The following is a 17,250-nucleotide window of genomic DNA, read 5'->3' as shown; positions in this document are numbered from 1 at the left end:
CAGCAGCCGAGCATCTCTGGAAACGGAGATGAAGGTTCAACGACTATTGAAACTTCCTACAGCCCTCGGTACAATCAGGGTAACGAACACTGTTTCGTGGGGGGAGGGCTATGGAAGGAGTAAATCGTATCCCGCGGCAACGGGGATACGAGGCGCGAGACAGGGAAGAGATAATGAAAACAGCAAAGTATCTGCATGAGGAGGGATATAGCCAAGTTAAAATCGCCATGATGTTGGGGATTTCTAGGGGAACCTTAATGAGATGGAATAAAGATCAGGGAGTATTCCAAACCAGAGCACCTGGAGAGGCTGGTAAGTTAGCAGTAAAAAAATACGGTTATAACGAGAACTATTTTTCCAATATCAGAACCCCAAATCAGGCTTATTTAGTTGGCTATATCTTAGGTGATGGAACGCTATATGATCGTAAAAAATCAAAACGACTTGTATTAACTGTGGCAGAAACCGATAAAGATCTCCTTTATAGTATAGCAAGGGAGATGAATATTGCTCCTGAAGCTGTGAAGTTTAGAAAAAATAATACATGTAATGAACAAAATAAGTATTCATTAACAATTAGTTGTACAAAAATCTGTAATGATCTCATGAGACTGGGAATATCCCCTAAGAAAACTGGGAAAGAGCCATGGATACAATTTAACAGTATTGAATTGCAATGGAGTTTTCTAAGGGGGATATTCGATGCTGATGGGAGTATTAGAGTGTATAGAAGGTATTATCGTGATAGGGAGAAGGACTACCTTAGGGTAAGGTTTGGTATTACTGGATCAAGACCATTACTAGAAGGAATCTTAAATTTTCTCAAAGCTAATGGAATTGCCCAAAATGTCAACTCCCTAACTGCCAAACAAGGTTGTTTTGATCTATATGTTTCCAGTATTAACGATGTAAAGAAAATATTCCATCACTTGTATCGATATGGAGACCTTAAGTTGAACCGTAAATACGAGATCTTCTCTTCCCTGATGATATAGTCTGATCTCCGACCGAAAGGCGGAGAGCTAGGCAGAAATGACCTAGCCCGCTCGTGGAAGCGAGCGAGTAACAATGTGCGCGGCGCCCAAATGATCATGCTTGCCGACTGGCACCCGGACATTATCGAATTTATCGTCTCAAAAATGCAAAACCCGCGTATTTTGCGCTACCTGCTTGAAAATATGGAAGACGAAGGCATCAAAAAAGCGGCGCGCGACAAGCTGAAATTCACGCCGCTCACCGACCGGGAGCGGGCGATGTACGAAGCGATCGTCCGCTATAAGAACGCACCGGACTACGGAGGCTTCACGGAGGAAATCATTAAAGACGCGGAAGAAAAACTGCGCACCGGCGGTACATATACAGTGCACAACCCTGACTTTTTGACCGGTGCGAACATTTCCGTCTGCTTGACGAAAGAGTTCATGGAGGCGGTGGAAAACGACGAAGAATATGCGCTTCGCTTCCCGGATGTGGAAACTTATTCCGAAGAGGAAATGCGCATTTATAACGAAAAATGGCATGAAGTCGGCGATGTGCGCGAATGGGAGAAAATGGGCTACCGCGTTCGCGTCTACCGAAAAATCCGCGCCCGCGAACTGTGGAAGCTGATCAACATTTGCGCGACGTATTCGGCCGAGCCGGGCATTTTCTTCATCGACAACGCCAATGAAATGACGAACGCCCGCGCGTACGGGCAAAAAGTCGTGGCGACCAACCCGTGCGGGGAACAACCTCTGGCGCCATATTCTGTCTGCAACTTGGCCGCCATTAACTTGGCGAACATGGTAGACAAAGAACGAAAGGTCGTTGACTACGAAAAACTGAAACGCACGGTTGAAATCGGAGTGCGGATGCAAGACAACGTCATCGACGCGACGCCGTACTTCCTTGAGGAAAACAAAAAGCAAGCGCTCGGCGAGCGCCGCATCGGCCTTGGCGTCATGGGGCTGGCTGACTTGCTCATTTACTGCGAAAAAGCGTACGGTTCTGAGGAAGGAAATCAACTGGTGGACGAGCTGTTCCGCACGATCGCCACGACCGCGTACCGGGCGTCGATCGAGCTGGCGAAAGAAAAAGGCAGCTTCCCGTTTTTGGTCGGCGAAACGGAGGAAGAGACGCGCAAGCTGCGCGAAGCGTTCATCAACACCGGCTACATGAAACGGATGCCGGAAGACATTCGCCAAGATATTTTGAAATACGGCATCCGCAACTCGCATTTGCTGACGGTGGCGCCGACAGGATCGACCGGAACGATGGTCGGCGTCTCGACCGGCCTGGAGCCGTACTTCTCGTTCTCGTACTACCGGAGCGGACGCTTGGGCAAATTTATCGAAGTGAAAGCGGACATCGTCCAAGAATATTTGGACAAACATCCAGAAGCCGACCCGAACCACTTGCCGCCTTGGTTTGTGACAGCGATGGACTTGCCGCCGGAAGCGCACGCCGACGTGCAGTGCATCATCCAACGTTGGGTCGACTCGAGCTTGTCAAAAACAGTCAACGCGCCAAAAGGCTACACCGTTGAGCAAGTGCAAAAAGTGTACGAACGGTTATGGCGCGGCGGTGCGAAAGGCGGCACCGTCTATGTCGACGGCAGCCGCGATGCGCAAGTGTTGACGTTAAAGGCAGAGGAAAATCAGATCGAAGAGCAGCTTGAACTGCTCCCCGAAGAGGGGGAAGAACACGAAGCGAAACGCCCTGTCGTGCTCGTTGATACGATTCAAGACGTGCGCGCCACCGATGTGACGATCGGCTCGGAAATCGGCAACATTTGCCCGATTTGCCGCGAAGGGACGGTCGAAGAGATCGGCGGTTGCAACACGTGCACGAACTGCGGCGCCCAGCTGAAGTGCGGGTTGTAATGGAAAAGGATGGGATGAACGAAACGCTGGTTCTATAACAGAACCAGCGTTTTTTTACATAAAGGGGAAAAACGAAAATATAGTGATAAAAGGGAAACGGGTAGCGTCAAAAGTTCTATGAAAACTCCACACAGACCATCCCATTGAGCATCGTGGGGCATGCAGAGAGCCGGATTCGCCCTTGACCAACACCCGCCAAAGGTGGGAAAGAGTCGTCAAGGGCGACGGGGACAAAAAAGAAGGCAATAGGAAAGCCGCCCTTGCTTTTACCGAATTTTACCTTTGGCGGTGTTCGGTTGGTCAAGGGTTCGCTTCGCCGAATCCGGCAGGAGTTCTGTTCAACGGGCTCTGGAGGACAAAAAAGTTAGGCTGCCTCGTTTTGAAGGAAGTCCTGAGCCATGGTGATGAGCTTCGTCCACCGGGCTGGCATATGCGGCAGCTCGGCGAGCTCCGGGATGACGACCGGCACCCGGCCTTCGAGCGCGCTATGCGGGCGCAGAAAGTTGAAATACGCCACAAACAGCGTCACAAAGGACACCGAGCCTTCTTCCGCACCGAACCCATGGGTCGGGCGGTAGTTGCCTTTAAAGGTCCGGTTGAATCGCTCGATGATCTGCTTGAGAGGGCGAAACTCTTCCGAGACCGGATCTTCGTTGGTCAGACCGATCACCTGGCGGACGTCAAACGAAATCCCGTGCTGGGCAAAGAAGTGTTGCGCCAACCGGTAAATCGGGTTGCCATCCACGACGAACGACAAGTCGTCTGGAAGGGACGGCAGCTTCCTGAGGACATCATCGATCGCCTTGATGGCCGAGAGCGTGTCCCGGTTGGGCGAGACGCGATAGGACAGCACGATCTTTTTGATGGCGTCAAACATAAAGAACAGGTAATGCCAGCGCCCTTTGACGCGAATATACGTCTCGTCCCCGCAAAACGAACCGGACAGCTCATACGGGAACCGGTCGACAAAGGGCTTGATCCAAAGCGCGACGCTGTTGGCGTAGTTGAGCACCGTCTGATGGGAGATCGAGACGCCATGGATGTCCTTCAGGGCGGCGGCGGTTTCCCTCGAGGACATCCCAAAGTTGACGTAGTACGTCAACACGAGCCCCAACACGTGCGGCGATGCAGCCAGCCGGGACAAATCGACCTTCGGCTTGATGAGCGATGAGGAAGCCAACGGGAGAAAGTTAAACAAGAACTCTCGAAACAAATACCGCACCTTGAAGGCTTGAGGATCCTGTTGAAACTGTTGGCGTTCCTTCTTCGTCATCCGGCGAAGGTTGGCCTGGTAAAACGGGCAATCGTTGTTCTTGCACTTATAGATGTTGTATTCTTTGCGTTCCTTGATTTTTTCCAACGTCTTTTTGCAGTGCGGACAACGAAAGACCGCTTGCTTGGTGAATCGGTTCCGGTGGTTGAACCGGCATTGGCACACTTTGCATTGGTATTGCCCTTTTCCGCCGTTATTGGCGTACAGGTAAGAAGAGGGAGCCTGGCAGCGAGGGCAGGTCAACGAATCCGGAACACGGTGTTTCGCCTTCGCGCGACGCTGAATGGGCCGTAAAGGACGTCTGTGCTGGGCTTCATAGTCTGCCAACAGCTTCCGGTAATCAAGGGTTTCCGGCACATCGATGATCGGAAGGTCATCGACCTGAAGTTTCCGGTACGGCTTTTGGATGGGTTCGTCCCAGTCCTCGAGATGCAAGGATTTTCCCAATATCACACCCATCAAATACACAATGATTTGATATTGGGTCTTGATGATTTCGAGCAAATAGGCTAATAATTGAGGTAACAAGCTTGTCACTCCTTTGTTTTGGCTGTTGGGTGTCGTTACCTCAATGATGGCCGAAAACAATGGGGGTGGCAAGCTTTTTTTCTTCCAACCGTTGAAACTCAAGGGAAAACCGTGAGTGTGGAGGATAAACTTTTGACAATACCGGGAAACGGGTAGCGTCAAAAGTTCTATGAAAACTCCACACAGACCATCCCATTGGGCATCGTGGGGCATGCAGAGAGCCGGATTCGCCCTTGACCAACACCCGCCAAAGGTGCGGAAGAGCCGTCAAGGGCGACGGGGACAAAAAGAAGGCAATAAGAAAGCCGCCCCTGCTTTTACCGAATTTTACCTTTGGCGGTGTTCGGTTGGTCAAGGGTTCGCTTCGCCGAATCCGGCAGGAGTTCTGTTCAACGGGCTCTGGAGGACAAAAAAGTTAGGCTGCCTCGTTTTGAAGGAAGTCCTGAGCCATGGTGATGAGCTTCGTCCACCGGGCTGGCATATGCGGCAGCTCGGCGAGCTCCGGGATGACGACCGGTACCCGGCCTTCGAGCGCGCTATGCGGGCGCAGAAAGTTGAAATACGCCACAAACAGCGTCACAAAGGACACCGAGCCTTCCTCGGCGCCAAACCCATGGGTCGGGCGGTAGTTGCCTTTAAAGGTGCGGTTGAATCGCTCGATGATCTGCTTGAGAGGGCGAAACTCTTCCGAGACCGGATCTTCGTTGGTCAGGCCGATCACCTGGCGGACGTCAAACGAAATCCCGTGCTGGGCAAAGAAGTGTTGCGCCAACCGGTAAATCGGGTTGCCATCCACGACGAACGACAAGTCGTCTGGAAGGGACGGCAGCTTCCTGAGGACATCATTGATCGCCTTGATGGCCGAGAGCGTGTCCCGGTTGGGCGAGACGCGATAGGACAGCACGATCTTTTTCACGGCGTCGAACATAAAGAATAGGTAATGCCAACGGCCCTTCACACGAATATATGTCTCGTCCCCACAGAACGAACCGGACAGCTCATACGGAAATCGGTCGACAAAGGGCTTGATCCAAAGCGCGACGCTGTTGGCGTAGTTGAGCACCGTCTGATGGGAGATCGAGACGCCATGGATGTCCTTCAGGGCGGCGGCGGTTTCCCTCGAGGACATCCCAAAGTTGACGTAGTACGTCAACACGAGCCCCAACACGTGCGGCGACGCAGCCAGCCGGGACAAATCGACCTTCGGCTTGATGAGCGACGAGGAAGCCAACGGGAGAAAGTCAAACAAGAACTCCCGAAACAAATACCGCACCTTGAAGGCTTGAGGATTCTGTTGAAACTGTTGGCGCTCTTTCTTCGTCATCCGGCGAAGGTTGGCCTGGTAAAACGGGCAATCGTTGTTCTTGCACTTATAGACGTTGTATTCCTTGCGTTCCTTGATTTTTTCCAACGTCTTTTTGCAGTGCGGACAACGAAAGACCGCTTGCTTGGTGAACCGATTTCGGTGGTTGAACCGGCATTGGCACACTTTGCATTGGTATTGCCCTTTTCCGCCGTTATTGGCGTACAGGTAAGAAGAGGGAGCCTGGCAGCGAGGGCAGGTCAACGAATCCGGAACACGGTGTTTCGCCTTCGCGCGGCGCTGGATGGGCCGTAAAGGACGTCTGTGCTGGGCTTCATAGTCTGCCAACAGCTTCCGGTAATCAAGGGTTTCCGGCACATCGATGATCGGAAGGTCATCGACCTGAAGTTTCCGGTACGGCTTTTGGATGGGTTCGTCCAAGTCCTCGAGATGCAAGGATTTTCCCAATATCACACCCATCAAATACACAATGATTTGATATTGGGTCTTGATTATTTCGAGCAAATAGGCTAATAATTGAGGTAACAAAGCTTGTCACTCCTTTGTTTTGGCTGTTGGGTGTCGTTACCTCAATGATGGCCGAAAACAACGGGGGTGGCAAGCTTTTTTTATTCCAACCGTTGAAACTCAAGGGAAAACCGTGAGTGTGGAGGATAAACTTTTGACAATACCATGAACACTTTGGAGGGAAACGAATGAAACCGTTTGTGCCCAAACTTGTGTATTTCGAGCCGGAGGCGTTGTCGTATCCGCTCGGGAAGGAACTGTATGAGAAATTTACGCACATGGGCATCGAGATTCGCGAGACGACGTCGCATAATCAAGTGCGCGGCATTCCGGGGGAGACGGAGCTGGCGCGGTATCGAAACGCGAAAGCGACGCTCGTTGTCGGCGTGCGGCGGACGCTGAAATTCGACTCCTCAAAGCCGTCGGCAGAGTACGCGCTGCCGTTGGCGACCGGGTGCATGGGCCATTGTCATTATTGCTATTTGCAGACGACATTAGGAAGCAAGCCGTACATCCGCGTGTATGTCAACTTGGACGACATTTTCGCCCAAGCGCAAACGTATATTGACGAGCGCGCGCCCGAGATTACGCGCTTTGAGGCGGCGTGCACGTCGGACATCGTCGGGATCGACCATTTGACCCATTCGCTCAAAAAAGCGATTGAGTTTATCGGCGCGACCGACTACGGGCGGCTCCGGTTTGTGACGAAGTACGAGCATGTCGACCATTTGCTTGATGCGAAGCATAACGGCAAGACGCGGTTTCGCTTCAGCGTCAACTCTCGCTATGTCATCCGCCATTTTGAGCCGGGAACGTCGTCGTTTGACGCGCGGCTTGCGGCGGCGCGCAAAGTGGCCGGCGCTGGCTATAAGCTCGGCTTTGTCGTCGCGCCGATTTACCGGCATGACGGTTGGCAGGAAGGGTATTACGAATTGTTTCAGGAGCTCGCCCGGCAATTGGAAGGGGTCGACTTGTCGGATTTGACGTTTGAGCTCATCCAGCATCGGTTTACCAAGCCGGCCAAGCGGGTCATCGAGCAGCGTTACCCAAACACCAAGCTCGATTTGGACGAATCGAAGCGCAAGTATAAATGGGGGCGGCACGGCATCGGCAAATATGTGTACGTTGACGAGGAAGCGCAGGAGCTGGAGGAAACGATTCGCTCGTATATCGCTCGCTTTTTTCCGGCCGCTCAAGTGCAGTATTTTACGTAATGTCCTCTTCATGGTATAATGGGATTGATTGCTATTTTTTGACCTGCCGGGAACGCTAGCGGTGTGTATAGGCTGGGGAAGGATGGCAGGCGAATGTGGCAGGAGGGGACATGCGTTGCCGACACCAAGCATGGAAGACTATATCGAACAAATTTATTTATTGATCGAAGAGAAGGGCTATGCCCGCGTTTCTGACATCGCTGAGGCGTTGTCCGTTCATCCCTCCTCAGTGACGAAAATGGTGCAAAAGCTCGATAAAGACGAGTATTTGGTGTATGAAAAATACCGTGGGTTGGTATTGACGCCAAAGGGCAGAAAAATCGGGCAGCGGCTCGTTTATCGCCATGAGCTGCTTGAGCAGTTTCTCCGCTTGATCGGCGTCAACGAAGAGAACATTTATCGCGATGTGGAAGGGATTGAACATCATTTAAGCTGGAACGCCATTGACCGGATCGGCGATTTGGTGCAGTATTTTCAAGAAGACGAACGCCGCATTCAAGCGCTTCGCGATGTCCAAGCGCGCAATGAACAAGGAGAGTAAGCGGGAGGCTTGCTCTTTTTTGTTCGCCGTACTAAGCGCCCTTGTTTGGTCTTACATATGTATAAACGGCCAAAAAAGGGAGGCGCGGCAATGGACATTGATCTCGTTTTTTCCGGCGGCGGAGTCAAAGGATTTGCGCTGCTTGGAGCGTATGAAGCGATTGAGGAAAAAGGACTGCGCTGGAAGCGGCTTGCCGGCACGAGTGCGGGGGCGTTGCTTTCGGCGCTGCTGGCAGCGGGCTACAGCGCCGGGGACATCGCTCGACTGCTTGAGGAGCTGGAGCTGGAGCAGTTTTTGGATGCGCGTCCGCAGTGGATTCCGTTCCCGCTTTGGAAATGGGTGCGCCTTTACTGGCGTCTCGGCTTGTATCAAGGAAAGGCGTTTGAGCAGTGGCTGGAGGCTGCGCTTGCCGCCCGCGGCGTGCGGACGTTTCAAGATGTGCCGGCCGGCAGCTTGTCGATTGTCGCGTCCGATGTCACCAATGGACGCATCGTCGTCATGCCGGACGATTTGCATCGGTACGGCATTGATGCCAAAACGTTTTCCGTCGCCAAAGCGGTGCGGATGAGCATCAGCATTCCGTATTTCTTCGAGCCGGTCCGGTTAAACGGGCGGGACGGTCTGGCGCTCATCGTTGACGGCGGGGTGCTAAGCAATTTTCCGCTCTTTTTGTTCGATGAGGAAAAGAAAATGAAAAAACGCCCGGTGCTGGGCGTTCAGTTGAGCCCCAAGCCCGGGGAGCGGCCAAAGCGGACGATCAGCAACGCCCTCGATTTATATGAGGCGCTGTTTGCGGCGATGAAAGAGGCGCACGATGCGCGCTACATCTCGCGCCGCCACGAAAAAAACATCGTCTTTTTGCCGGTGGACAACGTCATGGCCACCGAATTTTCGATTGATCCGACAGCGCGCCGCCGTTTGATCGATTACGGACGCGAGCGGACGCGGCAGTTTTTGCGCCAATGGGCGTATTAAATCGGAGTGCGGTCACCACCGTTTGTCGCTGGCGCGAATCGAATGGGCGAAGAGACAAAAAAAGAATCAAGCTAAAATGAAGCTCGATTCTTTTTTTTGCCTTTTTTGCCCTCAATGACGGTCAGATGCGGAATGGCCGTCCGCTTTTTGAGCGGCCGCTTCAGCTTTGCCGGCTTTGTCTGTTTGCGCCCGGGGCGGGGATGGAGCTTTTTCGATTGCCGCACCGCCTTTCCGTACGACCATCGATCGCTGTCGGTGCGGCGTTGATAGACGAATCGATAGAAGAGGAAGATGGCGGCCACAAACAGGGCGACAAACAGCAGCTGGCGGAACAGCACCGTCGGATGGGCAAAAAGTGTATAGAGAATGCCAACCGTCCCAAGCATGATGGTAACCCCAACAAGCGGATGAATGGTTCGGCGCCGCAATGAGTCCACCCCCTTTTGAACGATTACTGCACCGCTTGTTTCTTTTCCGTTTCGGCTTCCAGATCAAGAAGACGCTGAAATGAGGCGATGGCCACTTCCACTTGGTCATCGTCCGGTTCTTTGGTCGTCAGCCGCTGCAGCCACAAGCCGGGGTAGCCAAGCCAGCGCAGCAGCGGAATGTCTCTCAATTTATTTGTAAACTGCAGCACTTCAAACGAAACGCCAAGCACGACCGGAATTAAGGCGAGGCGGTTGAGAACCCGCAGCCAAAGCGGCTCGGTCGGCACAAATAAGTAGAGGAACAAGCCGACGACAACCGTAAATAAAATGAAGCTGCTGCCGCATCGGTAGTGAAGGCGGGAAGCGCGCTGGACGTGTTCCACCGTCAGCGGCCATCCCGCTTCATACGCGTTGATGACCTTATGTTCCGCGCCGTGGTATTGGAACACGCGGCGAACAAGCGGTGTGAGCGAAAGAAAGAAAATATAGCCAAGCAATAAGGCGAGTTTAAAAACCCCTTCAAGCAAAATTTGGCCCGTCTTGCCCGGAACGAGCGGCTGTAAGAAGGCGGCGGCAAGCGCCGGAACGAGCGTAAACACCGTTTTGGCGAACAAAAAGGAGAGCACCCCAATGACGGCGGCGCCAACGATGAGCGTCAGTCTGGAGCTGTTTTCGCCTTCTGTCCGCCCCTCCTCCGAACCGGCTTCATACCGTTCGCTGGCGAACTGCAAATGTTTCGCCCCGTTCGCGCTCGCTTCCACGATGGCGACGATGCCGCGGACGAACGGAATTTTTTTAAGCAAAGCCAATGTCGGATAGACGCGCCGCGGCAAAGTGAAATAGTCAATCGTTCCATCCGGACGGCGAACAGCGGTGACCGAATGGGTTCGGCCGGCAAACATGACTCCTTCCACTACCGCCTGCCCGCCGTACAGCGGTTTCTCCACTCGTTTCATTTGATCAACACCAACCTATTTTTATGTTTATTATTTTATTCTACAAGAAACGTCCGGAAACCTCTAGGTTGATGTTACTGTTATGATTTCCAAAAAAACCATCATTTACACAAGCATGATCATTTTTTCGTTTCATTCATGGGGGAGAAGGCAGCCGGTCATACTAACACGTAAGGAGGTGCAGTATGATGGCGCAACAAAACGGAACACTCGAGCAGGAGAAAACGGAACGGCCGATGACGCTCGTACAGAAAACGATCATCATTGGGTTTGTCGGCGGAGTATTTTGGAGCTTGATCGGTTATTTGGCGTACTTTTTCAATTTTAGCGACATCAGTCCGAACATGATTCTCATCCCGTGGGTCGCTGGCGACTGGAAGTATGGAAAAGCCGGAAACTACGCGGCGGTCGTGTTGATCGGCATCCTTTCGATCGGGGCGGCGCTTTTGTATTATGCGCTGCTTCGCAACGTGCGCGGCATGTGGGCGGGGATGGTCTACGGCGCCGGGTTATGGGCGGTGGTGTTTTATTTGTTTCATCCGCTCTTTTTCCATGTTCAGCCCGTTGCTAAGCTCGACGCCAATACGGTGATCACGACGCTCTGTTTATACATTTTATACGGGGTATTCGTCGGCTACTCGATTTCTTTTGAAGCGCAAGAAATGAACCAGCCGTCGGCAAGCGAGGGAAAAGAGGCGGCGAAAGAAGGGAGTTGATTTTCTTGCCCGCGCAACGGATAGATGACGGGATCGTCCTCAGTATGGTAAAATAAAGAAGGTTTTTATTGTTTTGGCATCGTTCCCGTTCGGGACGCCCTCGGCCTCTTCGGCAGGCACGGGGAAGCCAAATACGCGGGAAGAGGGGAATGCGGGATGGAAAAGCTAGAAAAGCTGCGAAAACTTCTACAAGAGCACGGGATCGATGGGCTGTTGGTCACAAACGGCTACAACCGCCGCTATTTGACCGGGTTCACCGGCACGGCCGGCGTCGCGCTCGTCAGCTGTGACGGGGCGGTGTTGATTACCGATTTTCGTTACGTCGAACAAGCGACAAAACAGGCTGATGGCTTTGAAGTTGTCGAACATAGCGGACCGATCGTGAAGGAAATCGCCCATCAAGTCAAGCGGCTCGGCATCAAACGGCTCGGTTTTGAGCAGGAAAACGTCACGTACGCGGCGCATCAGACGTATCAGGAGGCGATTGGCGCCGAGCTCGTTCCGACATCTTCGCTGGTGGAAAAATTGCGCTTGATTAAGTCGGGGGCAGAGATTAAGATAGTAAAGGAAGCAGCCGCCATCGCCGATGCGGCGTTTGCTCATATTTTGTCATTCATCCGTCCGGGCGTTACGGAAATCGAAGTGGCGAATGAGCTGGAGTTTTTTATGCGCAAGCAAGGGGCGTCTTCGTCCTCTTTTGATACGATCGTCGCCTCCGGCTATCGCTCAGCGTTGCCGCACGGGGTGGCGTCAGAGAAGACGATTGAGCGCGGTGAGCTCGTGACGCTTGATTTCGGGGCTTATTACAAAGGGTATTGTTCCGATCTCACACGGACGGTGGCCGTCGGCGACATCAGCGCCGAGCTCCGGACGATTTATGAAGTCGTCCTTGAGGCGCAGCGGCGCGGCATGGCTGGCCTAAAAGCCGGCATAACCGGCAAGGAGGCCGATGCGTTGACGCGCGACTATATTCGTGAAAAAGGGTATGGCGATTATTTTGGCCATTCGACCGGCCATGGCATCGGCCTTGAAATTCACGAAGGGCCGACGCTTTCCTTCCGTTCCGACGCTGTGCTTGAGCCGGGCATGGTCGTCACCGTCGAGCCGGGCATTTATATTCCGGGGCTTGGCGGGGTGCGGATCGAAGACGATACCGTCATCACCGCCGACGGGAACGAAGCGCTCACCCATTCGCCGAAAGAGCTCATCATTTTATAACGGATTGTGTGAGGAGGATTTGGGCCAATGATTTCAGTCAACGATTTTCGCACAGGGCTGACGATTGAAGTGGACGGCGAAATTTGGCGCGTTCTCGAGTTCCAGCATGTCAAGCCGGGCAAGGGAGCGGCGTTCGTCCGTTCGAAGCTGCGCAATTTGCGGACCGGCGCCATTCAAGAGCGGACGTTCCGCGCCGGCGAAAAAGTGAACCGGGCGCAGATTGACACGCGCAAAATGCAATATTTGTACGCCAACGGCGACCAGCACGTCTTTATGGATATGGAAACGTACGAGCAAATCGAACTGCCGGCGAAACAAATCGAACATGAGCTGAAGTTTTTGAAAGAAAATATGGAAGTGTTCATCATGATGTATCAAGGTGAAACGATCGGCGTCGAGCTGCCGAACACCGTTGAGCTGAAAGTGGTGGAAACGGAGCCTGGCATCAAAGGCGACACCGCTTCGGGCGGTTCGAAGCCGGCGAAGCTCGAGACCGGCCTCGTCGTTCAAGTTCCGTTTTTTGTGAATGAAGGCGACACGCTCATCATCAACACGGCTGACGGTACCTACGTGTCGCGGGCGTAAGCGGCGGGCTGCGCAGGGGCTGCCCGAAAAGGCGATCTCCCCTCAAGAAAGACACAGCATATCGTGTGGCAGGGAAGCGGTTAGTGCCTAGAGATAGCGATGAGAGAGGGTGTCCCAGTCCTTTTCGGTCCCCCTTCAAGATAGCAACATTCCATGCGAGAGAAGCAGTCAGCACGTATAGACAGCAACGTAAAGAAGGTGTCCCGATCCGTTTCGGCTCGCCCCCTTCAACATAGCGGCATTCCATGCGACAAAAGCAGTCAGCACGTATAGTCGGCAACGAAAGAGGGGGTCCCGATCCGTTTCGGGTCCCTTCTTTCATTTTGGGAGCGGTAAACGACCGCTTTTTTCATCGGCCTTTTGGGGCCGCTTTTTTTATGCGCTGGTCGAGCGACAAAATCTTCTTCTGAACCGGCTTGTTTTTGCATACGTTTGTACTAACCGATTCCATTTTGTCAACTAGGAGGGAAACATGAAACAATGGCTGCGGTCGATCGACCCGTCCGTGCTGTCGATGGCTGGCATCCGGATGGTGTCGGCGCTGATTGAGCTGAGTGCAGCGCTGTTGATGCTCGTTTTCAACGACGTCAAAAAGGCGTTGGCTGTGAACGCCGTCCTCGCTGTCGTCGGTCCGACGATGATGATTGTCACGATGGCGATCGGGCTGCTTTCGCTAGCGGACGAGCTTTCGTTTTCCCGGCTCGGATTCGTTGCCCTTGGAGTGGCGCTCATTTTGTTTGCGATTCACAAGTAAGGCATCAATAAGTTCGTGAGTGGCAAGCAGCGATGCGCCGATTCGTTTACGATTGACAAGTAAGGCATAAATGCCCCGCTCTGCCCATACATATGAACTAGTCCACATGAAAAGGGGGAGGGCTATGGAAGCGGTATGGGGAATGTTGCCGAAACCGATCGCTGCGCTGCTGCAAGAATCGCTTGTCGGGCCTCATGAGGTGGAAGAAATCCGCATCCGCATCTCCCGGCCGCTTGAGGTGATTGCGCGCGGCAAAGCCCGTTTGCTGCCGTATGAGGTGACGAAAGAGGACGGGGTGCATTTGCTCAACAAATTGAGCCATTATTCCATGTATGCGGTTGAAGAAGAGCTCAAGCGTGGATTTATCACGATTGAGGGGGGGCACCGCGTCGGCCTGGCTGGCAAAGTGATCACCGAAGGCGGAAAAGTGAAAGCCATTCGCGATGTCTCCTCTTTTAACATTCGCATCGCCAAAGAACAAGTCGGCATTGCCGAACCGCTTCTTCCCTATGTGTATGACGGCCGCCGCTTTCGGCACACGATGATCATCGGTTCGCCGCAAACCGGGAAAACAACGCTCTTGCGCGATGCGGCCCGCTTGATCAGCAGCGGAACGAACCAGATGGCGGCGCAAAAGGTGGCGATTGTCGATGAACGATCGGAAATTGCCGGCTGTGTCAAAGGCGTTCCGCAATTTTCGTTCGGTCCGCGCCTCGATGTGTTGGACGCTTGTCCGAAGGCGGAAGGAATGATGATGATGATCCGCTCGATGAGCCCGGATGTCATCATTGTTGATGAAATCGGGCGCGAAGAGGACAGCGAGGCGGTGCTGGAGGCGGCGAACGCCGGCGTTTCGGTATGGACGACGGTGCACGGCCGCAGCCTCAAAGATGTCTGGCAGCGCCCCACCCTGCGAGCAGTGATGGAACAAAAGGTGTTTGAACGGTTTGTGGAGCTGACGAGCGTCCCTCGCCCCGGTTCCATCCGGCGCATTCTCGATGCCGACGGGTCGATATTGTATGAACGGGCGGTGGCGAGCCGATGAAATGGGTTGGGGCTTTATTGATCCTCGCCGCCTCGACATGGTTGGGGACGGCCGCTTCCCGTCTGCTGCATGAGCGGCCGCGCCAACTTCGCCAATTGAAGGCGGCGCTGCGGGTGTTGGAAGCCGAGGTGATGTACGGCCATACCCCATTGGCTGACGCGGCCGGCCGCCTCGCCCGGCAGACCGCCGCCCCTTTTTCCGAACTGTTTGAACGGTTTGCCGCCGCATTGAACGCGGGGGAAACAAGCGCGGCCATGGCGTGGGAAAAAAGTTTGCGCGCCGTATGGGAAAAAACGGCGCTGACGCAGGGGGAGTTTGAAGTCATGCAGCAATTTGGGGCTACGCTTGGCCAGTACGATCGCCTCACCCAGCAAAAGCAAATCGCGTTGGCGCTTGCCCATCTTGAACGCGAGGAAGCGGAAGCGGTCGATCATGAGGCGCGCTACGCCAAGATGGCGAAAAGTTTAGGCGTGCTAGCCGGGCTGCTGCTCGTCATTTTACTCATGTAGACAGGAGGCGGAAACAATGGGCATCGACGTCGATCTCATTTTAAAAATCGCCGGCGTCGGCATCGTCATCGCGTTTTTGCACACGGTGCTCGATCAGATGGGGCGGAAAGAATACGCCCAATGGGTGACGCTGCTCGGCTTCATTTACATCTTGTTTATGGTCGCCTCGATTGTGAGCGATTTATTCCAAAAAATTAAAGATGTCTTTTTGTTCCGCGGGTAGGGGGGATCGGCCATTGACATTTTGCAAATTGTCGGTTTCGGGTTGATCGCCACGTTTTTAGCGGTGCTGCTGCAGGAGCAAAAATCGAATCTCGCGTTTTTGCTGACGGTGTTTGTCGGCTGCACCATTTTTTTGCTGCTTGTGGACCAAATCAGCCGCATTTTGACGATGCTGCGGGAAATGGCCGAGGGCGCCCACATTCAAATGGTGTACTTAGAGACGATGTTGAAAATCATCGGCATCGCCTACATCGCCGAGTTTGCCGCCCAAATTTCCAAAGACGCCGGTCAAGGGGCGATCGCCGCCAAAATTGAGCTTGGCGGAAAAATCGTCATTTTGGCGCTCGCTGTGCCGATTTTGACCGCCATTATCGAAGCGGTCATCAGCCTGATTCCGGCGGCGCGATAAGGGGGGGACGGGGTGAAACGAATCACGGTTTTGACCGCTGTGCTAGTGGGCTTCTTTTTTTCCCCGTTTATCGTACAAGCCGCAAGCGGCGAGTCGTCCATCAGCGAACAGCTCGCCCGCCTGGATGTGAGCGAGATCCGCCGCTATTGGGAAACGATCGTTCACGAGTACGGCGGTTTTTTGCCGGAAAGCGAAAAAGGCCCGCTCGCCGATTTTATAAGCGGCGAGCGGCAATGGTCGCCCGCTGAGTGGCTGAAGGCGCTTGCTAGCTACTTGTTTTACGAGCTCCAAGTCAACGGCAAGCTGCTTGGCACGCTCATTTTGCTCGCGGTGTTCAGCACGGTGCTCCAATCGCTGCAAAACGCGTTCGCCCAACAGGAAGTGAGCAAAATCGCCCAAGCGGTCATCTATATGGTGCTGCTGCTGATCGCTTTAAACAGCTTCCGGCTCGCAGCGGACTATGCGCTCGAAGCGGTGCGCACGATGAGCCATTTCATCATCGCTTTGGTGCCGCTGCTGCTCGCCCTGCTCGCTTCTTCGGGCGGCGTTGTATCGGCGGCGTTTTTTCACCCGCTCATTTTATTTTTGATGACGACGACGGGGACGGTCGTCGAATATGTCACTTTGCCATTGTTGCTGCTGGCGGCGCTTTTAGGGGTTGTCAGCACGCTCAGCGACCGGTACAAGGCGACCCAGCTCGCCAATTTGCTGAACAAGGTGGCGATCGGGCTGCTCGGCGTCATTTTGACCGTGTTTCTTGGCGTCATGTCCGTGCGCGGCGCGACGGCTGCGGTGGCGGATGGCGTCGCGTTAAGGGCGGCGAAATTCGTCACTGGCAACTTCATTCCGGTCGTCGGCAAATTGTTCACAGACGCCGCCGATACGGTCGTCGCCGCCTCGATGCTGTTGAAAAACGCTGTCGGATTGGTCGGAGTGGCGATTTTATTGATGATCGCCGTGTTTCCCGCCGTGAAAATTTTCGCCATCGTCGTCGTTTATCAGCTGTCGGCGGCGCTTTTACAGCCGCTTGGCGGCGGGCCGGTCTTGTCGTGCCTAAACATCATCGGCAAAAGCATCGCCTACGTGCTGGCGGCGCTGCTCATCGTATCGCTCATGTTTTTCCTCAGTCTCACGGTCATGATCATGGCTGGGAACATTACGATGATGGTCCGCTAGGAGGAGCCG

General features: G+C 53.7%; 17 protein-coding genes and 1 pseudogene. 14 read left to right on the top strand and 4 right to left on the bottom strand.

Translation table 11 applies throughout. The annotated features are described in order from the left end of the window. The first annotated feature begins 110 nt into the window (after nt 1-110). Nucleotides 111-995, top strand: coding sequence for an LAGLIDADG family homing endonuclease (locus GC56T2_RS18160; protein ID WP_237746897.1), 885 nt, complete (start codon nt 111-113; stop codon nt 993-995). Continuing rightward, nucleotides 996-2,861: pseudogene (locus GC56T2_RS11765) on the top strand (vitamin B12-dependent ribonucleotide reductase); the annotation flags it as partial. 364 nt (nt 2,862-3,225) lie between these two features. Here GC56T2_RS11765 and GC56T2_RS11760 read toward each other — a convergent pair. Together GC56T2_RS11760 and GC56T2_RS11755 are read right to left on the bottom strand one after the other, a co-directional pair. Further along, nucleotides 3,226-4,662: a DDE-type integrase/transposase/recombinase gene (locus tag GC56T2_RS11760; RefSeq protein ID WP_144975384.1), complete on the bottom strand. Its 1,437-nt coding sequence runs from the start codon at nt 4,660-4,662 to the stop codon at nt 3,226-3,228. Between the two features lie 415 nt (nt 4,663-5,077). Then, on the bottom strand, nt 5,078-6,514 hold the full coding sequence (locus GC56T2_RS11755; protein WP_144975383.1) for a DDE-type integrase/transposase/recombinase: 1,437 nt from the start codon (nt 6,512-6,514) through the stop codon (nt 5,078-5,080). Nucleotides 6,515-6,681: 167 nt separating this feature from the next. Here GC56T2_RS11755 and splB point away from each other — a divergent pair, with 167 nt between their 5' ends. The 3 genes from splB to GC56T2_RS11740 all read left to right on the top strand — a co-directional run bounded on the left by splB (nt 6,682) and on the right by GC56T2_RS11740 (nt 9,223). Then, the gene (splB, locus tag GC56T2_RS11750; RefSeq protein ID WP_033019325.1) at nt 6,682-7,707 is read left to right on the top strand and encodes a spore photoproduct lyase; all 1,026 of its coding nucleotides are present in this window, start codon (nt 6,682-6,684) and stop codon (nt 7,705-7,707) included. A gap of 115 nt (nt 7,708-7,822) precedes the next feature. Continuing rightward, nucleotides 7,823-8,248 (top strand): transcriptional regulator MntR, encoded by a 426-nt coding sequence (gene mntR / locus GC56T2_RS11745; RefSeq protein ID WP_033019326.1) that lies wholly within the window; start codon nt 7,823-7,825, stop codon nt 8,246-8,248. Between the two features lie 90 nt (nt 8,249-8,338). After that, nucleotides 8,339-9,223, top strand: a complete 885-nt coding sequence (locus GC56T2_RS11740) for a patatin-like phospholipase family protein (RefSeq protein ID WP_144975381.1) — start codon at nt 8,339-8,341, stop codon at nt 9,221-9,223. Nucleotides 9,224-9,294: 71 nt separating this feature from the next. On the opposite strand, the gene GC56T2_RS11735 is transcribed toward GC56T2_RS11740, so the two are convergent. Beyond that, entirely contained in the window at nt 9,295-9,651 is a 357-nt protein-coding gene (locus tag GC56T2_RS11735; RefSeq protein ID WP_033019328.1) for an SA1362 family protein, read from the bottom strand. Between the two features lie 23 nt (nt 9,652-9,674). Continuing rightward, a complete protein-coding gene (locus GC56T2_RS11730; protein WP_144975379.1) occupies nt 9,675-10,607 on the bottom strand; it encodes a DUF1385 domain-containing protein in 933 nt (310 codons plus the stop codon). A 185-nt stretch (nt 10,608-10,792) separates the two neighbouring features. On the opposite strand from GC56T2_RS11730, the gene GC56T2_RS11725 reads away from it, so the two are divergent. The 9 genes from GC56T2_RS11725 (at nt 10,793) to spoIIIAE (ending at nt 17,241) form a co-directional block, all read left to right on the top strand. Then, nucleotides 10,793-11,323 (top strand): YqhR family membrane protein, encoded by a 531-nt coding sequence (locus tag GC56T2_RS11725; protein ID WP_033844169.1) that lies wholly within the window; start codon nt 10,793-10,795, stop codon nt 11,321-11,323. A 156-nt stretch (nt 11,324-11,479) separates the two neighbouring features. Then, a complete protein-coding gene (locus GC56T2_RS11720; protein WP_144975377.1) occupies nt 11,480-12,541 on the top strand; it encodes a M24 family metallopeptidase in 1,062 nt (353 codons plus the stop codon). Nucleotides 12,542-12,568: 27 nt separating this feature from the next. Beyond that, nucleotides 12,569-13,126, top strand: a complete 558-nt coding sequence (gene efp / locus GC56T2_RS11715) for an elongation factor P (protein ID WP_011231892.1) — start codon at nt 12,569-12,571, stop codon at nt 13,124-13,126. A 472-nt stretch (nt 13,127-13,598) separates the two neighbouring features. Continuing rightward, the gene (locus GC56T2_RS11710) at nt 13,599-13,880 is read left to right on the top strand and encodes a YqhV family protein (RefSeq protein WP_144975375.1); all 282 of its coding nucleotides are present in this window, start codon (nt 13,599-13,601) and stop codon (nt 13,878-13,880) included. A 124-nt stretch (nt 13,881-14,004) separates the two neighbouring features. Beyond that, complete coding sequence (gene spoIIIAA, locus GC56T2_RS11705; protein WP_144975373.1) at nt 14,005-14,925, top strand: stage III sporulation protein AA; 921 nt, start codon at nt 14,005-14,007, stop codon at nt 14,923-14,925. Then, nucleotides 14,922-15,434, top strand: coding sequence for a stage III sporulation protein SpoIIIAB (gene spoIIIAB / locus GC56T2_RS11700; RefSeq protein WP_144975371.1), 513 nt, complete (start codon nt 14,922-14,924; stop codon nt 15,432-15,434). Before spoIIIAA ends, spoIIIAB begins: the two co-directional genes overlap by 4 nt. Before the next feature lie 16 nt (nt 15,435-15,450). Further along, on the top strand, nt 15,451-15,657 hold the full coding sequence (gene spoIIIAC, locus GC56T2_RS11695; RefSeq protein ID WP_011231888.1) for a stage III sporulation protein AC: 207 nt from the start codon (nt 15,451-15,453) through the stop codon (nt 15,655-15,657). Between the two features lie 21 nt (nt 15,658-15,678). Further along, a complete protein-coding gene (spoIIIAD, locus tag GC56T2_RS11690) occupies nt 15,679-16,065 on the top strand; it encodes a stage III sporulation protein AD (RefSeq protein WP_033019335.1) in 387 nt (128 codons plus the stop codon). 12 nt (nt 16,066-16,077) lie between these two features. After that, entirely contained in the window at nt 16,078-17,241 is a 1,164-nt protein-coding gene (gene spoIIIAE / locus GC56T2_RS11685) for a stage III sporulation protein AE (RefSeq protein ID WP_144975369.1), read from the top strand. The last annotated feature ends 9 nt before the right edge of the window (nt 17,242-17,250 follow it).

This window comes from Geobacillus sp. C56-T2 (assembly GCF_007829715.1).
In the GTDB taxonomy this organism is placed as follows: Bacteria; Bacillota; Bacilli; order Bacillales; family Anoxybacillaceae; genus Geobacillus; species Geobacillus icigianus.
Note: the sequence above shows the minus strand (reverse complement) of the source record. Positions and strands in the feature narration are given on the sequence as shown.